At 72.6% G+C, this 17,246-nt stretch carries 13 protein-coding genes; 3 read left to right on the top strand and 10 right to left on the bottom strand.

Annotation, left to right across the window (positions count from 1 at the left end):
* Window positions 1-86: 86 nt before the first annotated feature.
* The 4 genes from ACFWBW_RS02540 to ACFWBW_RS02525 are packed head-to-tail and all read right to left on the bottom strand — an operon-like array spanning window position 87 to window position 3,779.
* Window positions 87-1,274, bottom strand: a complete 1,188-nt coding sequence (locus tag ACFWBW_RS02540) for an ABC transporter permease (protein WP_385367645.1) — start codon at window positions 1,272-1,274, stop codon at window positions 87-89.
* A complete protein-coding gene (locus ACFWBW_RS02535; protein WP_385367644.1) occupies window positions 1,271-2,023 on the bottom strand; it encodes an ABC transporter ATP-binding protein in 753 nt (250 codons plus the stop codon). Before ACFWBW_RS02535 ends, ACFWBW_RS02540 begins: the two co-directional genes overlap by 4 nt.
* On the bottom strand, window positions 2,020-3,189 hold the full coding sequence (locus ACFWBW_RS02530; protein ID WP_385367643.1) for a peptidoglycan-binding protein: 1,170 nt from the start codon (window positions 3,187-3,189) through the stop codon (window positions 2,020-2,022). Before ACFWBW_RS02530 ends, ACFWBW_RS02535 begins: the two co-directional genes overlap by 4 nt.
* A 23-nt stretch (window positions 3,190-3,212) precedes the next feature.
* Window positions 3,213-3,779: a hypothetical protein gene (locus ACFWBW_RS02525; protein WP_385367642.1), complete on the bottom strand. Its 567-nt coding sequence runs from the start codon at window positions 3,777-3,779 to the stop codon at window positions 3,213-3,215.
* A 167-nt stretch (window positions 3,780-3,946) separates the two neighbouring features.
* Between ACFWBW_RS02525 and ACFWBW_RS02520 the strand changes: the two genes are divergently transcribed.
* Entirely contained in the window at window positions 3,947-4,603 is a 657-nt protein-coding gene (locus ACFWBW_RS02520; protein ID WP_385367641.1) for a response regulator transcription factor, read from the top strand.
* Entirely contained in the window at window positions 4,600-5,838 is a 1,239-nt protein-coding gene (locus ACFWBW_RS02515; protein WP_385367640.1) for a sensor histidine kinase, read from the top strand. Before ACFWBW_RS02520 ends, ACFWBW_RS02515 begins: the two co-directional genes overlap by 4 nt.
* Window positions 5,839-5,883: 45 nt before the next feature.
* Here ACFWBW_RS02515 and ACFWBW_RS02510 read toward each other — a convergent pair whose 3' ends face one another.
* Window positions 5,884-7,191, bottom strand: a complete 1,308-nt coding sequence (locus ACFWBW_RS02510) for an NAD(P)/FAD-dependent oxidoreductase (RefSeq protein WP_385367639.1) — start codon at window positions 7,189-7,191, stop codon at window positions 5,884-5,886.
* Window positions 7,192-7,968: 777 nt separating this feature from the next.
* On the opposite strand from ACFWBW_RS02510, the gene ACFWBW_RS02505 reads away from it, so the two are divergent.
* Window positions 7,969-12,654 carry a HEAT repeat domain-containing protein gene (locus tag ACFWBW_RS02505; protein WP_385367638.1) on the top strand — a complete coding sequence of 1,562 codons (4,686 nt, stop codon included), beginning with the start codon at window positions 7,969-7,971 and terminating at the stop codon, window positions 12,652-12,654.
* Between the two features lie 106 nt (window positions 12,655-12,760).
* Here the strand turns inward: ACFWBW_RS02505 and ACFWBW_RS02500 are convergent, their stop codons facing one another.
* Genes ACFWBW_RS02500 through ACFWBW_RS02480 form a run of 5 tightly spaced genes read right to left on the bottom strand, consistent with a single transcriptional unit; the run spans window position 12,761 to window position 17,184 of the window.
* A complete protein-coding gene (locus ACFWBW_RS02500) occupies window positions 12,761-14,149 on the bottom strand; it encodes a cytochrome P450 (protein WP_385367637.1) in 1,389 nt (462 codons plus the stop codon).
* Window positions 14,150-14,159: 10 nt separating this feature from the next.
* On the bottom strand, window positions 14,160-14,720 hold the full coding sequence (locus tag ACFWBW_RS02495) for an ATP/GTP-binding protein (protein WP_385367636.1): 561 nt from the start codon (window positions 14,718-14,720) through the stop codon (window positions 14,160-14,162).
* 4 nt (window positions 14,721-14,724) lie between these two features.
* Window positions 14,725-15,117, bottom strand: coding sequence for a DUF742 domain-containing protein (locus ACFWBW_RS02490; RefSeq protein WP_385367635.1), 393 nt, complete (start codon window positions 15,115-15,117; stop codon window positions 14,725-14,727).
* Window positions 15,110-15,952: a roadblock/LC7 domain-containing protein gene (locus ACFWBW_RS02485; protein WP_385367634.1), complete on the bottom strand. Its 843-nt coding sequence runs from the start codon at window positions 15,950-15,952 to the stop codon at window positions 15,110-15,112. The genes ACFWBW_RS02490 and ACFWBW_RS02485 overlap by 8 nt, the downstream gene beginning before the upstream one ends.
* On the bottom strand, window positions 15,949-17,184 hold the full coding sequence (locus ACFWBW_RS02480; protein WP_385367633.1) for an ATP-binding protein: 1,236 nt from the start codon (window positions 17,182-17,184) through the stop codon (window positions 15,949-15,951). Before ACFWBW_RS02480 ends, ACFWBW_RS02485 begins: the two co-directional genes overlap by 4 nt.
* Between the last annotated feature and the right edge of the window lie 62 nt (window positions 17,185-17,246).

Here is a 17,246-nt window from a genome sequence, read left to right as displayed (position 1 = left end):
CCGAGTACATCCGTCGGCGGCACCCTATCCCGGACCTGCGCACTTGTACCGCGAAGGCGCCCCCGGCCCGCGCGGAACCGCGGGCGTCACGCCGAGCGCAGGGCGTCCGTCGGGGAGGCCCGGGCGGCCCGCAGCGCCGGATAGAGCCCGGCGAGAGCGGCCACCACCACCGAGACCGAGGGGCCGGCGACCAGGGTGTGGAGCGGGATGGCCGCCGGCCAGCCCTGGACCAGCGCGTAGCCGTACACGGTGAGGCCGCCGAGGACCAGTCCGCCCATCCCGCCGATGAAGCCCATCAGCACGGCCTCCAGCAGGAACTGCGCCGAGATCTGGCCGCCCCGGGCACCCAGGGCGCGGCGCAGCCCGATCTCGCCGCGGCGTTCCATCACGCCGACGACCATGGTGTTGGCGATTCCGACGCCGCCCACCAGCAACGCCACGCCTGCCAGGACGAGTACGAGTGCGGTGAGGCTGTTCTCCGTCTCGGTGCGGGCCAGGAGGAGGTCGGAGGGCCGGCTGACCGCGACCATGGTCGGGCTGCCGGGGTTCGCACTGGCCGCGGCCACCGACTGGACCTGGGGCACGCGTTCGGAGTACGACCGCAGGTAGACGGTCGCGGCGCTCCCGTCGGCCCCCAGGTCGGCGACCGCCCGGGGCCAGCCGACCAGGGCCGCGGTGCCCAGTTCCGGGGCGAGTTCGTTCGGGGCGAGGATGCCGAGCACCTGGTACCACTGCCCGCCCAGCCACACCCGCTCGCCCGGTCCGGTGACGCCGAGGCGCTGAGCGGCCTGGCCGCCGAGGACGGTCACCGGGAGGTTCTCGCTCGCTGCGTCCAGCCACCGGCCGCTGCGCAGTTCGGCGCGCAGCACCTCCAGCAGGTTGAGGCGCGCGGCCAGTACGGTCAGGCTGCCGGTCTGCTGCGCCGGTACCAGGTCGTTGCGGTACACCTGGGCCTTGGTGGCCCCGGTGGCGGTGGTCCGCTGCACGGGTGCGATGGCGGAGAGCATCTTCTCCGCGGTGAGCGGGAGCGGCACCGGCTGCTGGTCGGGACCCTTGCCGGGGGCCACGGTGATCAGGTTGGAGCCGAGCTGGTCCAGCCGTGCCAGCAGGTGCTGCTGGTTGGAGTTCGAGATGCCGGTGACCGCGACCACGGCGGCGATGCCCAGCGAGATGCCGAGCGCGGACAGTGCGGTACGCAGGGCGCGCGTACGCGGCCCGATCATGCCCAGGCGCAGCAGGTCAATGGGGCGCAGCCGGGTACGAGGTGCCCTCATCGGCCGGCCCTCCATCGGTTGGCTCCCGCAGGCTCCGGGAGGCGTTCGTCGAACTCGATGCGGCCGTCCTGGATGCCGACCCGCCGGGGGAACGAGGAGGCCAGCGCACGGTCGTGGGTGATGACCACCACCGTGGTGCCGTCCGCGTTCAGGGTGCGCAGCAGCTCGACCACGGAGGCGCCGGAAACGCTGTCCAGTGCTCCGGTGGGCTCGTCGGCGAGCAGCAGCGCCGGGCGGCCGATCAGCGCGCGGGCGATCGCCACGCGCTGCTTCTCGCCGCCGGAGAGCTGGTCGGGACGGTGGTCCAGCCGGTGCCCGAGACCCACGGAGCGCAATGCCTCGACGGCCCGGGCGCGCCGCTCGGAGACCGGCGCCCCGGCGTACAGCAACCCGGTCGCGACGTTCTCGACGGTGGTGAGTCCGGACAGCAGGAAGAACTGCTGGAACACGAAACCGATCCGGTGCGCCCGCAGCGCTGCCAGCTCCCGGTCGGACAGACCGGCAAGATCGCGGCCCTCGAAGCGGAGCCGGCCCGATGTGGCGCGGTCGAGCGAGCCGAGCAGCGCGAGGAGGGTGGACTTTCCGGAGCCGGACGGCCCGACGACGGCGAGGAGTTCGCCGGCTTCGACGGTGAGGCCGATGCCGTGCAGGATGCGCAGCGGGGGCGCGCCGGGTGCGCCCGGATACTCCTTGACGACGGCGGACAACTCCAGGACGGGGGCGGCTTTCGCCGCCGGGGGAGCCGTCACTTGGGGATCACCACCTGCGCGCCGGGCCGTACGTCGCCGGTGATCTGCGCCTTGGCGTCGGCGATCAGGCCCAGCTGGACTCTGACCAGCCGGGGGGTGGGGCCGTCGGAGACCCGTATGCCGTAGCCGCCGCCGTCCAGGGCGAGCAACGCGGTGACCGGAACGATGAGCGCGTGCTCGGCGGTGTCGCCCACCACGGTGACGGTGACCGCGGACTGCCCCGCCCGCTGCGCCTGTTCCTGGGCGTCGAGCACGACCGTCACGGTGGTCTTGGCTCCGCCCTGGCTCTGGCCCTCGCCGGAGCCGCCGCCGGACCCGTCCTCCCCGCCGGAGCCGGAGCCTCGGATCAGCGAACGGATGCGGCCCTCGACGGCGGAGCCGTCGGCCAGCTTGACCCGGACCCGCCCGTCCGGCTTGAACCGGGAGAGCTGGTTCTCGGCCGGCCGCGCGGTGACCACGAGGTCCTCGCGGGTGACGGTCATGACCGGGGAACCGCCCAGGGCCGCGCCGAGCTGCGCGCCGACCTGCTGCACGCGTACGGATGCCTGCGGCAGCATGGTGATGCCGCCGAGGGGGACCGTGCCGGTCTCCTTCAGGCCCAGGGACTTCTGCCAGCGCTTCACGGCAGTTGCGGTGTCCGGGGTGAACTTCTGGTCGGCGGTCAGACCGAGTCCCTTGGCGTGGCCCAGCCGGAGCAGGTTGCGCTCGAGCTGTTCCACGTCGGGGCCGGCGGGAACACCAGGGCCCAGATCGCGCCACATCGGGCGGTCGCCGGCCATCAGCACCACCGGCTGTCCGTCCACCTCGAAGAGCTTCTGTCCGGCCTTGACGACGGCGCCGACGGCCGGGAGCCCCGTGAGGGTGCCCTTGCCGGCCGGGAGGACGGGGGTGGGTGCGTCGTACACGAGCGAGCCCGTGAGCTGGATGCTGCTGGACAGCGAGCCCTGTTCCACCGGGGCGAGGCCGTACTCCACGCCGTCCCGCTCGGGCCCCCCGGCGCCGCGGTCCCACGGGCGGGCGACGGCGACGGCCCCGGCCCCGGCCACCACGGCGACGAGCAGCAGCGGGACGAGGACCCTGCCGCGCTTCTTCGCGCGCACTACGGCTTCCACCGGCTCCACCGGCTCCACGGGTTTCTCGGGCCGAAGGGGTTCAAGGGGTTCCACGGGCTCCACCGTGCGGGTCACGTTCACTCACCGATCCGGTAGCCGGGCAGCGGGAACTGCGCATCGCAGGCGCGCGCGGCGGCGTCCCACTTGGACGCGTCGAACACGGCGCGCGGGATGACGACCACGCCCTCTTTGGGATCGGGGTCCGGCATGTCGGAGTAGCCGTTCTTGCGCGCGCACTCGACCCACTTGCGGGCCATCTCCACGTACTTGGCGTTGTCGGCCTGCTGGACCTGGTGGATGCCCGGCACCTTCTCGTCGCACAGCCGGCTCGCGGCGTCGTACCCGGACGGCAGGCCGGTGTCCGTGCTCGCGGCCGGAAAGCCGATGTTGCCGTCCTTGTCCTGCTCGACGCTCGTCTGCCCCTGCTTGTGCATGCAGTCCACCCAGGCCCGGCGGACCGCGTTGTCGTCCTGCGGCTTGACCTTGCCCCCGCGGTCGGCCCCGGCGACCTCGGGCGCCGGGGAGCCTGCCGAGCAGCCGGCCAGGGCCAGGACCGCCGCCGCGGAGGCCGCGGCGGGCAGCGCGCGCAGGCTCCGTAGACCTCGTACGGACCGTTCGCGTATCGCGGCGGATGAGCTTCGCATGTCCCACACTCCCTGTGCGTTGCCGGTGAACGCCCAAGTTCTACGGTCCGCGCGGTGAGCCACCGGTGATCGCGCGCCTAACCACCGGCTAACCCGCCTGCGGGCAGGCTGGTCCCCGGCGCCGGCCCACAGGGAAGCGGCGGCACGGGCGAACGGAGCGGGACGCGATGCGGGTGCTGATTGTCGAGGACGAGCGGGAACTGGCCGTGATGCTCGCCGAGGGGCTCCGCGAAGAAGGGATGCTCTGCGACCTCGCCCACGACGGCCTGGAGGCGCTGCGGCGGACCGGCGAGGCCGACTACGACGTGGTGATCCTGGACCGGGACCTGCCCGGACTGGGCGGCGACGCCGTGTGCCGCGCGCTCGTCGCGATGGGCCATCCCGCCCGGATCCTGATGCTCACCGCCGCGGACACCCTGTCCGACCTCGTCGACGGCCTCGGGCAGGGCGCCGACGACTACATGACCAAGCCCTTCTCCTACCTGGAGCTCGTCGCCCGGCTGCGCGCGCTCGGCCGCCGCTCCGCGGCCGGCCGGGCCGAGGTCGTGCTCAGCCGGCGCGGAATCAGCCTCGACACGGTGCGCCGGGTCGCCGAACGCGACGGCCGCCCGCTGCACCTGACGCCGAAGGAACTGGGCGTCCTGGAACTGCTGCTGGCCGCGGACGGCGCCCCGGTCGCCACCGAGGAACTGCGGGAGCGGCTGTGGGACACGGGGCTCGACCCGGCCACCACGGCGGTCCGGGTCACCGTGCACGCGCTGCGGCGCAAGATCGGCGATCCGCCGCTGATCGTGCACGACACCGGTTACGGATACCGGCTGTGAGCGGCTTCGGCTTCGGCTTCGGCTTCGGCTTCGGCCCCGGCCGCCTGCCGCTGCGCGCCCGGCTGACCCTGGTGACCACGGCCGTCTTCGCGGTACTCGGCTGCGGGGTGCTGGCGCTGAACTGGCTCAGCTCGCGCCAGCTCATCGAGGCCAACCGCGACCTCATCACACCGACCGAGGAAACTCCACAGCCGTCGCTCCCCGACGCGGCGCCCGTCGAGGTGCCCCCGGGGTCCACCGACGTGCCCCCGGGGTCCATCGAGGCCGCCCCCACGACCCCGGCCCGGGCCTTCGACCACTTCCAGAACGCCATCCTGGGCGACCTGCTGACCCGTTCCGTGCTGCTGCTCACCGTCTTCACGGCGCTCGCCGCCCTGCTGGCCTGGTGGGCGAGCCACCGCTCCCTGCTCCGGCTCCACCAGGTGACCGCGGCCGCACGGCGGATCAGCACCGGCAGCAGCCTGGACGAGCGGCTCGCGCTGGACGGCCCGTACGACGAGATCCGCGAACTCGGCGACACCTTCGACGCCATGCTGGACCGGCTCGACCGCAGCTTCACGGCCCAGCGCAGTTTCACCGCGCACGCCTCGCACGAGCTGCGCACCCCGCTGACCGTACTGCGCACCGCGCTGGAGATCCCCTTGGCCCGGGGGCGGGTGCCGGACGACCTGCGCCCCTCGGTGCTCCGCGCGCTGGACGCCAACGTGCGGATCGAGCGGCTGATCGCCGCCCTGCTGACCCTGGCGCGTGCGGAGACCGCCGCGCTGGCGCTGCGGCCGGCGGACCTTGCGGACGCCGCCCGGGCAGCGACGCGGGAGCTGGCCGAGGAGGCCGACGGCTCCGGGGTCCGGGTCACGCTCGACGCGGGGCCCGCGCCGCTGGACGGGGATCCCGCGCTGCTCCGGCAGGTCGCGCTCAACCTGCTGGCCAACGCGGTACGCCACAACCACCGCGACGGCACCGCCGTGATCACGACCGGAGCCGCGGGCACCGCGGTGTTCCTGGAGGTCTCCAACACCGGCCCCGTCCTGCAGCCGGAGGAGGTTCCCGCCCTGTTCGCGCCGTTCCACCAGGGCCGGGAGCGCGGCAGCGGGTTCGGGCTCGGGCTCGCCGTGGTCCAGGCGATCACCGCCACGCACCACGGGGAGGTCGTGGCCACGCCCCGCGCGGGCGGGGGACTTGACGTCCGCGTCCTCCTGCCGGCCCGCAGCGGGGGCGGGGCCCGCAGGAGTTGATCCGGCCGAGCCCTATCGGGTCGAGCCGCATCGGGCCGAGCCGGATCAGGCGGTCCCCCGGACGCCCTCCGCGCCGTGGCCGGCCTCCGGACCGTCCGGTGGTACGGGTGCCTCGCGATGCCTGATGTTGACGACCATGGCCTTGGCCAGCGCCAGGGGGTTCAAGAAGCGCGCCGGACCGATCAGGCGGGAAGCGAACAGGTGCATGTGCCGCGCCATCGACGCATCGCGGGCCGCCGCGGAGAACACCAGCTCCTCCCCGGGATTGAACGGACGGGCCTTGGCGAAGTCGACGGCCAGGCGCTGGTGGCCGCGAAGCCGCCACTGGTGTCTGCGCGCGTACCGGGCGAGTGACTTGTCGAGCTTGCCCCTACCGGACAATGCCGGGGCGACCGCCTCGGCCAGCCACTGCGCGCTCTGCAGGGCCCACCCGCATCCCACCCCCCACAGGGGGTCGCCGGTGAGGGCGGCGTCGCCGACGAGGGCCATGCCCGGTGCGGTCGGCTTGCGCATGAGGAGGGGGTAGTCGATCGTGCCGATGATCTTCGAAACGCGCTCGGCGGAGTCGATGGGCGGCGCCTCGGGCAGGGCGCGGACGAACGCGGAGAAGCTGCCCTCCAGGTCTTCCCGGAAGGCCGGGAGCCGCTCCTTGTCCGGGAGTACGGCGATGACCGTCACCCCGTCGTCGTTCGGGAAGGCGTACGCCATGTCGGGTTCGAGGAACCAGGTCTGGCCGATCCCGCCGGGCAGCGGAAGGCCGCGGTAGTGCGCGAGGTAGCCGAACCGCGAGTTCTCGTACGTCCAGGTGCGGAGCCCGGCGAACTCCGCCACGGCAGAGTCCTTGCCGTCGGCGCCGACGACCAGACGGGCCCGGATCTCGCGCTCGCCGTGCGGGGCCGACGCGCGGACCCCGACGGTCCGTCCGGCTTCCCGGACCACCCCGGTCACGCGGTGGCCGACCAGCAGGTCGACTCCGGGGGTCTGGGCCGCACGGGACCTGATCAACGGGTCGAGGGTGCTGCGCCGGACGTTGTACCCGTACGGCAACTCGGGTCCGCCCGGCTCCGGCTTCGGCTCGATCCATCCCCAACGGGTGTACCAGCGCGCCGTGTTGCGCAGTGCTCCGGCCTTCTCCAGGGCGGGTACGAGACCGAGCTCGTCCAGCACCGGGTGGGCGTTGGCGGTGATGGAGTGGGTGCACAGCACCTTGTACGCCTCGGGGTCCGAGCGGCGTTCCAGCAGTGCGACGCGGATCCCGCGCCGGGCGAGCAGGATCGCCAGGGCACTGCCGGCGAGGCCGGCCCCGCTGATGACCACGTCGTAGTCGTGTTCCGTGCTCTCAGGGCTGGGCATGCGCTGATCGCCCCCTTCGGGGTGGGGTGCCGCTGGTGGGAGTGGGAGTGGTGCGGCATCCACTGGTGTCATGCCCATGAAGACTTGTCAAGATCGGGCCGACGGCGCAGTCCGGGCCCCTCAACACCCTCGACCCGTCGCATGCGAAGCACCTCTGCAGGTTGGTACTGCCCGTAGTCGGCGGTTGATCCAGCGCATCCCGCCTGTCTGAAGCAGGCGTTGAAGGAAGTCGGCGCCATCCGCCGCACCCCCACGTACCCCCGCCCGTGGCACGGGTCGCAAACCCCTGCCACGGCGGCCCTCACCCGCTCACCCTCACCCTCAGGAGCAACTGTGCTGCACCCCGCAAGGAAGACCCGCACCTCCGGTACCTCCCGCACCTCCGGTACCTCCCGCACCTCCCGCACCTCCGGTACCTCCCGTGCCTCCCGAAGGACTGGTCCACGGGGACCTGGAAGTACGGCAGCGACGACCTGGCCGGCCGGATCGCCGCCACCGCACCGCAGCTCGCCGAGGCGCTGCAGCGGGTTCACACCAAGGCACCCGACGCCCGTGTCCTGTTGATGGGTTACCCGTCCGTCATGCCGGCCGCCGGGTCGACGTGCGCGGGCAAGCCGATCACCCCGGGCGACGCCGGCTACCTGTACGAAACCCTCGGCAAGCTCAGGTCGCCGTCCCCTCCGACCTGGTCGTCAGCGCGCGAAATCCATTTGCCGGAGCCCGGAACGTCCCGGTTAGAGTCCGACGGTGACGATGACGAGGACAATGACGGCGCCGGTGGACACGTTCTTCCTCGACGCGGTGCGCCGGGCCGACGTCGGCCGGCTGGCCGGCCATCTCGACGCGCAGCTGTGCCCGCCGGCCGTCTTCGGGGTCCTCATCCGGCACGAGGATTCCCGCGTGCGGTACCTGGGGCTGGTCCTCCTGGCCGAGCGCGTCACCTCGGGCCGGACGGGCGACGAGCAGGAGATGGCCGAACTCGCCGGGCTGCTGCCCGTATCGGTGGCGGGGACCCCGGAGGAGGCACTCGTCCTGGCGCGGCTCCACGAACGACTGGGGCCGTACCTCCGGGAGTCCCGCCGCCCGTCGTGGCGTACGGCCGCTCTGCCGGTACGGGTACGGATCGCCTGGCTGCGCGCCGAGCTCCTGAACGATCCGGCAGTGCTCCGTCACGAGCCTCCCGGTGAACTGCTGTACCAGGCCGTGCGGGAAACGACCGCCGGCTCCGCGCACCGGCCCGAGCACCTCGTGAAGGAGCTGGCGGGCAGCGGCGACCCCGTGCTCCAGGCCGATGCGCTGCGGCTGGCCCGGCAGGGGCTGCACGCCGGCCTGCTGGCTCCCGTACTGGTCCGCGCACACGTGATCGGCCTGCTCGGCGCCGACAGCGCGGACGTCGTCACCGCCGCCCTGGAGGAACTCGCCGAGCCCTGGGCGGCGTTGGATCCCCTCCCCTCGGGACGGCTGGCGCCCTTCCTCGCCGCGGGGTCGGTGGCCACACGGCCCGAGGCTGCCAGTGCCGCACTCACGGCCGCGGCCCACCACGGACACCGCGGGCTGCTGCGGCAGGTCATCGACGATCCGGACCTGCCGCCGGGTCTTCGCCGGCGCGCGATGGAACTGCTCGGTGAGCTGGCCGACCGTGGGGACATCGGCGCGTTGACGGCCGTCGCCGCGCGCGATCCGCTGCTGTTCGGCGGTCCGGTGGTGACCTGCCTGCGCGCGCTCCACCGGCGCGGACACTTCCCGGACGGTGCGCACGTCCCGTACCTCATCGGCGTGGCGCTGGCCGACCACACGATCGCACCCCACGAGGTCGCGACGATCCTGTTCACCTGCCGGCAGGAGATGCTCCGCGTCCTGGTGGACGCGCCCGCCGACGATCCGAGCTGGCCGCGTCGGCTCGCGCTGCTCGTCGCCCTGGCCGGACAGGGGGCGGGAGAGCTTCCGATCGGGGCCGCGATCACCAGGGTCCTTCCCGCGGCTCGGGTACCGGGGCCGTTCCTCGACGCGATCCGCGCGGTGCGCCACGCGGACGCCGAAGACGCGGTGATCGCCCTCCTGCCATCGGCGCCTGCGGCCGCCCTGGACGCTCTGGAGGCCATCGGCGGGCACCGGACGAGGACGGCGCTGAGGGAAGGGCTCGGTCTCGCCGCGGAGCAGGAGCAGGGAGAGATCGCGCCGCACCTCCGCGCGGTGCGCGGCCGGGCCCTCGAGGTGCTGTGGCATCTGACCGACGATCCGTCGCAGCGGCGCGGCCTCCTCGTGCGCCTCGATCCCGCCGATCTGCCGGCGCGCATCGCGACGGACCTCGGTGGGCCGGACGAGCGGGAACTGGCCCTGCTGAGTTCCCATCTGGACCCGGACCAGCCGGTGGCGGCCCTGTGCAGACTGGCCGCCCACGGCGGCGCCGGCACGCTGCCGGTCATCGCGGACCTGCTGCTGCGCGTCGTCGCCGAGCTGGCGGCGCCCCGGGAGGAGGGCGGAGCCGCCCCGCGGCCCGACGGCGGACAGCCGGCCGGCGAGCCCGTGGTGCCTCAGGAGATCCTGGACGCCGTACACGGCCTGGGCTGCCGGCTCCACGAGCGGGGCCGGATCAGGCCGTCCTGCCTGCTCGACGCGCGGAGCGCCCAGGAGGCCGGGCATGCTCTCGTCGCGACCATGGCGCTGGACCTGCTGGAGCGGCCCGGACTGTCGAACGGCGAGCAGGCGATCCTGCTCGAACTCCTGCTCCGAGCCCCCTACGAGGGCACCCGTGCGCGAGCGCACCGCCTGCTGCGCCACCGCGACCGGCACGTGCGCAAGCACGTGATCGCGCTGCTCGCCCGAGACGCCGCGGGGGACGACGCGCAGGCGCTGTCGGCGACGCTGATCACGCTGACGGCCGCCCAGGACATCCAGACCGTCCGGCAGGCGTTGCTCGCCCTCGGTCACGCGCGGGCCCGCTGGGCCTCCCGCGCGATCGCCGCATGTCTCGGCCATCCGAACATGAACATCAAGAAGACCGCCGCCGCGGTCCTGGTCGGCGCGGGCACCCCCGCGGCGGTACCGGAGCTGCTCCGCCACCTCGGGCGGCACGACAATCCGGGGCTGCGCGGCACGCTCGTCGAAGCGCTGCGGGCCGTCCTCGGCGACGCCTACCAGGCGACCGTCCTCGCAGCCGCCGAACACACCGACGACGGCCGCGCCCGCGCACTGCTGCTGGAAGGCCTCGACGGCACGCTCTCGGTGCGCTCGGTCCTCGCCCTGGACGACCAGGCCTCCCGGGTCGCGCCGACCCTGCTCGCGCTGGTGGCGACCGGTCGGGTCGGCCTCGCTTCCGGGACGGCCGAGGACCTGTCGGCGGCCATGGCCCGGCACGGGATCACCACACCCGCCGTACCGCGGTCGGCGGTGGACACCGGAGCGGGCCTCGACGTCGACTCGCTGGAGACGCGGGGCTGGCACGCGCCGGTCGCCCTACGCCTGGCCGCACGGCACGAACTGCCGCATCCCACCCGGCTGCGGGAGCTCCGGCCCATGCTGCCGGACTGGCTGCGCCTGGCCGCCACCGAACAACCCGCCGGACGAGCCCGCGTGCTGCGGCTCACGCTCCGGATCTGCCCCGCACCGTGGACGCCCGAGGAACTGACGGCCTTCGCCCGGTGCACCGGGGTCCTGCTCGACGGGCTCGCCGAGGCCTCCGCGGAAGACCGGTACGGGCTCATGGCGGTACTCGAAGCGGTCGCGCCGAGCCTTCCCGAGGTCGAGAAGCAGGCCGTCGCCGCGGCGGTACGCGCACTGCCCAGCGCCCCCTCGGACAGCCCGTCCGCACTGACGCTGCTCCGCAGCCTCGGCGCGGTACTGGTCCGCGCCGACCTCGACCGGGCACTGGCCTCGGCCCGGCCGGCCACGAGTCCCTGGCAGGCCGAGACCGCCGCACTGCGGGCCGCCTTCGTCGCGCCGCGGGCCCCTGAGGCCACCACGCCATCGACCGCGTCGACCAGCGCGCCATCCACCGCGTCGGCCGAGGCCGAGGAGTGGCGGGCCGCGCTGGACACCGCGGTGCGCACACCGGACGCCCTGAAGGAATTCCGCCGACGCGACCTGCCTGACCGGCCTGACCTGCCTGACCGGCCTGACCGGCCTGACCGGCCGTACGACGGCACCGTCCTCGCCTCCCGGGACCGCCTGACCGCGCTGATCGACGCGTACCCCTCGACCGGTACCGAGGTCCGCGCCGCCCTCATCGACTGGATGACGGACATCCAGCCCCTCGACACACCACCCTGGACCCTCGCCGAAGCCGCCCGGACGCCGGCGCCGCGACCGAGGACCGTGCGCATCGACGACCTCGACCAGCCCCGATCGACCGCACTGCGGGACCGCCTGCTGGCCATGCTGCGGGCACCCGCCGAGGACCGCCGGCACACCGCGGCCCTCGCACTCCTGGAATGGCCCGAGCCCGAGTCGGGGCTTCCCGTACTCCGGGCATTCCTGCGGGGCGGCGTCGACGTACCCGTCGGTGCGGGCCTGGCCCGCGCCCTGAGCGCCATCGACGAGAGGGAACTGCGCGGGGACGACATCCTGCACGACAGGGTCGCCCTCGCGGCGGGCGAACTCGACCCGTGGGATCTGGAACCGCTGGTCCCGCTGCTGCTGGAATGGTGGGAGCACGACCCGGCGTCCGACAGGGCCGCCGTCGGGCAGGCACTGCACCGGGTCCCCGCCGACGTACTGGCGCAGCGCCTCGGCGACCGCCTCGGCGCCGGTGCCTGGGGGTTCCTCGACCTGCTGCGCGGGCGTCCCCTGCTGCGCACCCCCGCGCTCACGGAGACCTGCCGCCGGCTGCGCGCCGAAGGACGTGACGGCCTCGTGGACAGCCTGCTCCTCGTGGAAGGTCCGCTGCGCCGGCCGGACGCCGTGGACCAGGACGCCGCCGCGCTGGCAGCGCTCCGCGACCGTGGCCCGGCCGCGTCGACAGGGGCCTCACAACCCCGTTCCCGGCAGGAGCTGTTGGACCTGGCCCGTACCGGCGACCCGGTGCGGATACGCCGAGCACTCACGCGACTGTCCGAGGGACACACCGGCCCGGACGCCGATCAGGACCCGGGCCTGCGGGACCTGATCGGCGAGTTGCTGCGTCACCCCAGGCCCAAGGTCCGCCTGCACGCCCACCGCACCTCGCGGGTCATGCTGGACCGGCGGACCCACCTGCACCACACGTCGATCCTGCTGGACGACCCCCAGCCGGACCTGGTGCGCACGGCGATCCGTACGCTCTGCCACGCGGGCTGGGTCCCCGCGATCCCCACGCTGACGGGATTGCTGGAACACGCGCACCCCGTCGTCCGCAGGGCCGCGGCCGAAGGGCTCGTCACCATGGGAACGTCGGCGGTCCCGGCGCTCAAGCACGCCACGGACCACGCCCGCCCCGACAAGCGGTCCCGCTACGCGGAGATCCTCGAACAGATCACGCTTCACTAGGTTGGCTGCGGGCCCCGGCGATGCCGGGGCCCGCTTCGTCAGGACGAGCGCCTCGGGTACCGCCCAGCACTCAGGACGTTACTGGAATCACATCTTCCTCTTCGGTCTACTCGCCCCTGGTCCAGGCCAGGAAGCGGCTGAACAGCCCGCCCTTGGCCTGCGGCGCGGCGCCGGAACTCGTGCGCGAGGAGCCGGTGTTGGCCGGAGTGGGGGCGGCTGTCTGCTGCGGGGCCATCCGGCCCGCATTCGCCGCGGCCGACCCGGCCGATCCGGCTGCCTGGGGAACGCTCCTCGGGGTGAAGCGGATCGGCAGGGTGACCAGCGAGCGGCTCCACGGACTCGGCACCCAGGTCAGTGACTTGAACGGGACGCGCAGCTCGACGTCGTGAAGCTGGTTGAGCAGTGTCTCGACCGCGGTCACGGCCATCATGAAGGCCGGGTCCTTGGCGGGGCAGGCGTGCGGGCCCGCTCCGAACGCCAAGTGCGCCTTGGCGCTCAGCTGTTCGCGGTGCTCCGTCAGCTTCGGGTCGGTGTTGGCCGCGGCGAACGAGACGAGGACCGGGTCGTTGGCCCGGACGACCCTGCCGCCGATCTCCACGTCGTGCGTCGGGTAGTGGGCGGCGTAGTTGGCGATCGGAGCGAAGTTCCAGAGCGTCTGGGAGACCGCTTCCTCGACGGGAAGACCGGCCTGCCAGTCCTCGCCGAGGTACAGGGCGCTACTGGTGCCGATGGCCGCGGCCAGTGGCGCGGTGCCGCCGGAGAGCAGGGTGACCAGCTGGTGCAGCACCTCCTCGTCGGTCAGCTGGGCCGAGTGCTCCATCAGGCGCGTCGTCAGGTCGTCCGTCGGGCGACGCCGTTTGAGGGCGATCAGCTCGGTGAGCGCCCCGCCGAGCACCTGGTCGGAGCCGGGGGTTCCCTCGAAGAGGCCGCTGATGCCGGCGATCACGCGGTCGCCGATCTCGGGCGGGCAGCCGAACAGGTCGCTGAAGACCAGCAGGGGCAGCGGCTGGGCGTACTCGGCCATCAGCTCCGCCTGGCCGCGGATGTCCGTACTGAACTGGCTGATCAGGTAGTTGGCGGACTGCTGGGTCTGCCTGAGGAGCTGGTGCTCGTTGATCGTGGCGAGACTGTCCGTGACGGCCCGCCGCAGTCGGGCGTGTGCCGCACCGTCGCTGAGGAGCGCGTTGGGGCGGTATTCCATCATGGGCAGTGCCGGGCTGTCGGCCGGGACGCGGCCCTCGTTGAGGGCGTTCCAGCGGCGCGAGTCGCGCACGAAGGAGGCGGGGTTCTGCAGGACGTACAGCGCGGCGTCGTAGCTCGTGACGAGCTCGACCTGGACGTCCGGGGCGATGTCCACCGGTGCGCTGGGACCGTAGTGGCGCAGCTCTGCGTAGTGGCTGTCGGGGTCGGCTCCGAACGAGGGACCGTACATCTGGACGTTCCCGTGCGCAGGGCAGCCGGGGGGTATCTCGTGCGGGTCGTGTGGCTGTTGCATTCCTGCACTCCTAGCCGAGTTGGGACATGAGGTGTTTCACGAGGGTGATGAGGGCCCGCGCGGAGGAGCTCTCGTCCCGTACGTCGCATTCCACGACAGGGGTCTCGGGGGTGAGGTTGAGGGCCTCGTGGATCTCGTCGAGCGGGTAGTGCGTGGTGCCCTCGAAGTGGTTCACGGCGATGGCGTACGTCAGGCCGAAGCGCTCGACGAGGTCCAGGACGGGGAAGGACTCGTGCAGCCGCTCCGGGTCGACGAGCACCAGCGCGCCCAGAGCGCCCCGCGAGAGCTCCTCCCACATCTCCTTGAACCGCTCCTGGCCGGGCGTTCCGAAGAGGTAGAGCACCAGGGTGTCGCTCAGGGTGAGCCGGCCGAAGTCCATGGCGACGGTGGTGGTCGTCTTGTCGGGCGTGCCCGACAAATCGTCGAAGCCCACGCTGGCTTCGGTGATCTCCTCCTCGGTCCGCAGGGGCTCGATCTCGGAGAGACTGCCGATGCAGGTGGTCTTGCCGACCCCGAAGTGACCCACTATGAGGATCTTCACCGCGTGGGAGACGTCTGGATCCAGGTACACGCTTTTACGCTCCGAATCGATTCTTCAGGCCCTCGAGCACGGCGCTGACCAGTTCTCTGTCGACACGTTCGGCGCGCGGTATCGGTGTCCTCGCGAGGATGAGCCCGTCATCCTCCAACTGCGCCAGCAGGATGCGGACGATGCCCAGGGGCAGGTGCGTGTGCCCTGCCACCTCGGCCACGGACAGGAAGCCCTTCGCGACCAGGTCCATGACCTGCCCCGCTTCCGGCGACAGCGTGCGCGCCGCGACCTGTCCGTTCTCCACCGCAGCGGTCACGAGCGTCGTGTGCTCGTACTCGTGCTCCGGGGGCAGCGCTCGTCCGTTCGTGATCACGAACAGTGGGACTAATGGAGAGGTCAGCTCCAGCTCTTCGTCCTGTTCGAAGCCATCAGGCACGGCCTGTCCCCTTCCCTGCTGTCGCCGTGGCGGTCAGCCGGGGAACCACCTCGTGCAGACGCGTCGTGAACTGCTCTATGTCGCAGTCGTGTTCGGCGGCGGCGGCGAGGAAGGCATCGGGGCCGGCCGCCATCAGGAAGATCCAGCCGTGCTGGAACTCGATGACCGTCTGACGCCATTGCGCGTCCTCGGCGGTCCCCGCGAACTGGGAGGTGACCCGGCTGTAGGCGTGGATGCCCGTCATGGCCGCGGAGATCGTGTCCGCGAGGTCGCGGCTCATCCCGTCGGTCGCCCCGCGGGGAAGGCCGTCCGACCCCAGCAGTACGGCGTGGCGGGCGCCCTTGACCTCGGACATCACCCGGTCGAGCTCGCCGAGGACGAACCCCGCGTCACCGGCGCTCTGCTGCCGTGGGGCGCTTCCGCGCGGACCTCCGGCGTCCTCGCTGCTCACCCGCGGAGGCGAGGTGAGGTTGTTGCCCAGGCGGGCGACGAGGCGGTGCATGCGGAAGGAGATCTGCTGCATGTCCACATCGGGCGCTGCCGCGGCGGCGAGGTAGGAGCCCTGCCCCGCCCCGATCAGGAAGCTCCAGCCGTGCGAGAACTCGATGATGGTCTGGTTCCACTGGCGCTCCTCCTCCGGACCGGCGAAGTGGGCCGTCGCCCGGCTGAGCGACTGCATCCCCGCCATGGCCGCGGAGATGGTGCGTACGTCCTTCTCGGCCAGGCCTTCGGTCGCGCCGCGAGGAAGGCCGTCAGCGGAGAGCAGGACGGCGTGCCGTGCGCGGGGCACGTTCTGCACGATGTCCTCGAGCATCCACGAGAGGTCTGCGGTCATGCCTCTTCGGGCCCTTCGAACGAGGTGGCGTCAAGGTTGCGGCCGGACAGCGTGCCCCGCTGGAAAGCGCCCAGACTACGTCCGGAAGCGCGGCCCGCTTCCCCCGAGTTCCGCGGCGCCGGTGCGGCGGCGTCCGGATCGGGGACGCTCGCGATGGGCGCCTGGCGTGCGCCGCGCTTGGGCAGACCGTGCATCGTGCGCGACGCCACGCTCTGCGGCAGCGTGGGCTGGGGGGCGGTGGGCTGCGGTGTGACGGGCTGTGGCGGCCGGCTCTCGGTGGCGCGCCGGATCTCACTGACCGGGGCCTCCTGGACGGGCGCTATCTCCTCCATGGTCCACAGCTCCTCGGGCAAGAGGACGACGGCCCTGACGCCGCCGTACCGGGAGACTCCGGTGACGTCGACCTTGAAACCGTGCTGACGCGCGATCAGGCCGATGACGGGGAAGCCGAACTTCGGCTGGGTCCCGAGCTGCGACAGGCGGGGGGCGATTTCCCCGGAGAGCAGCGCGGTCGCCCGCTGCCGCTCCTCGTCGTTCATGCTGACACCGGCGTCGTCGATGACGATGCACAGGTTGTTCTGGACGCGCTGGAACGTCACCTCGATCGGCGCGTCGTGCTGCGAGAAGCTGGCGGCGTTGTCGAGCAGCTCCGCCACGGCGAGGGCCACGGGCGCGACCGCGGACGCCTTCAGGGCGAGGCTGGTCTGCTGCATGATGGCGACCCGGTGGAAGTTGCGGATCTGGCCCTGGGCGCTGCGCACCACGTCGTAGACGCTGGCGGGCCTGTTGCGGCGGCCGAGCGGCGCACCGCACATGACGGCGATGCCCTGAGCCTTGCGCGCCATCTGGGCGTTGGCGTGGTTCACGTCCAACAGGTCGCTGAGGACGGTGTGTCCGCCGTACTTGCGCTGGATGCCGTCCAGGAGCGTCGTCTGCTCGGCCGCGAGGCTCTGCAGGAGGCTGGCGGCACCCTTGAGGACGGCCTTGGTGTTCTCCTCCGCCGCTTCCTGGGCCTGGCGGAGCGTGGCGTCCTGCTCGCTGCGGAACCTCTGCAGCTCGGCGTGCGACGCGTGCAGGTAGCTGTCCGCCGTGAGCAGCTGGTGCCTCAGCTCGGCCTCGGTGTGCTCCTTCTTCGCCCCCAGTGCTCTGTTGCGGGCGACGAGTGCCACGACCGCGGCGACGGCTATCGCCGCCACCACGACCAGGCACCACACAAGTGCATCTCGATTCATGGAAACCTTTCCCGGCGCGTGCCATGCGGACGGCTGCAGATACACCTCGCGAGGCCCCGCAA

It is taken from the genome of Streptomyces sp. NPDC059957, assembly GCF_042730015.1.
GTDB lineage: Bacteria > Actinomycetota > Actinomycetes > Streptomycetales > Streptomycetaceae > Streptomyces.
This window is presented reverse-complemented; position numbering and strand designations above follow the sequence as displayed.